This is a genomic window from Streptomyces sp. NPDC000134 (assembly GCF_042899225.1).
In the GTDB taxonomy this organism is placed as follows: domain Bacteria; phylum Actinomycetota; class Actinomycetes; order Streptomycetales; family Streptomycetaceae; genus Streptomyces.
In genome coordinates, this window is sequence record NZ_JBIAZN010000062.1 from 1 (window position 1) to 1,129 (window position 1,129).

Genomic DNA, 1,129 nt, shown 5'->3' on the forward strand with positions numbered 1-1,129 from the left:
CTAGTCTTCTGAGTCAGGAATCCTGCGTAAATAGCTGGCGAGGCGTTCGAGGATCTCGTCCGCGGTTCTGGTCCAGATGTAGGGCTTGGGGTCGGTGTTCCATGTGGCGATCCAGGTGCGGATGTCCTTCTCGAGAGCGTGGACGCTCTTGTGCACGCCGCGTCGTATCTGCTTGTTGGTCAGCTCAGCGAACCACCGCTCCACAAGGTTGAGCCAGGACGAACCGGTGGGCGTGAAGTGCATCTGGAAGCGGGGGTGGGCGATCAGCCAGCTTTTGATGGCCGGCGTCTTGTGGGTGGCGTAGTTGTCGAGGATCAGGTGCACCTGCAGATCTGCCGGGATCTCCTGGTCAAGCTTGATCAGGAACTTCTTGAACTCCTCGGCCCGGTGCCGGCGGTGAAGGGAACCGATCACTTTGCCGGTGGCGACCTCGAGTGCCGCGAACAAGGTGGTGGTGCCGGCGCGGACGTAGTCGTGGGTGACCCGCTGAGGAACGCCGGGCATCATCGGCAGTACCGGCTGGGAGCGGTCCAGGGCCTGGATCTGCGTCTTCTCGTCCACGCAGAACACCAGCGCCCGCTCGGGCGGGTCCATATACAGGCCCACGACATCGTGCACCTTGTCGACGAAGTACGGGTCCGTCGACAGCTTGAAGGTCTGCGAGCGGTGCGGCTGCAGACCGAAGGCACGCCAGATCCGAGAAACGGTCGACTGGGACAGGCCGAGTTCTTTGGCCATCGCTCTCGTCGACCAGTGCGTGGCGTTCCTCGGGGTCGACTCCAGCGTCCGCTTCACCAGTGCGGCGACCTGCTCGTCGCTCACCGAACGAGGGCCGCCGGATCTGGGCAGGTCACCCAGGCCGGCGATCCGATGCTCGACGAACCTCGAGCGCCAGCGGCCCACCGACTGCCCCGTCATGCCCACCAGGGCGCCGACGTCCTTGTTCGACATGCCGTCCGCGCAGGCCAGGATGATCCGGCACCGCACCGCCCACGACTGAGGAGTCGAACGACGCCGCACCCACCCCTCAAGCGCCGCCCGCTCCTCCACCGACAACACCAACTCGGCCTTCGGCCGCCCCGTACGAGCCACGCTCCAAGCCTACAGTTTTTCAAAGAACTCCTGACTC

At 64.6% G+C, this 1,129-nt stretch carries 1 protein-coding gene; it reads right to left on the reverse strand.

What is annotated here, in order from left to right:
• Positions 1–1,092, reverse strand: a complete 1,092-nt coding sequence (locus ACFY32_RS34085; protein ID WP_390676375.1) for an IS630 family transposase — start codon at positions 1,090–1,092, stop codon at positions 1–3.
• Positions 1,093–1,129: the final 37 nt, after the last annotated feature.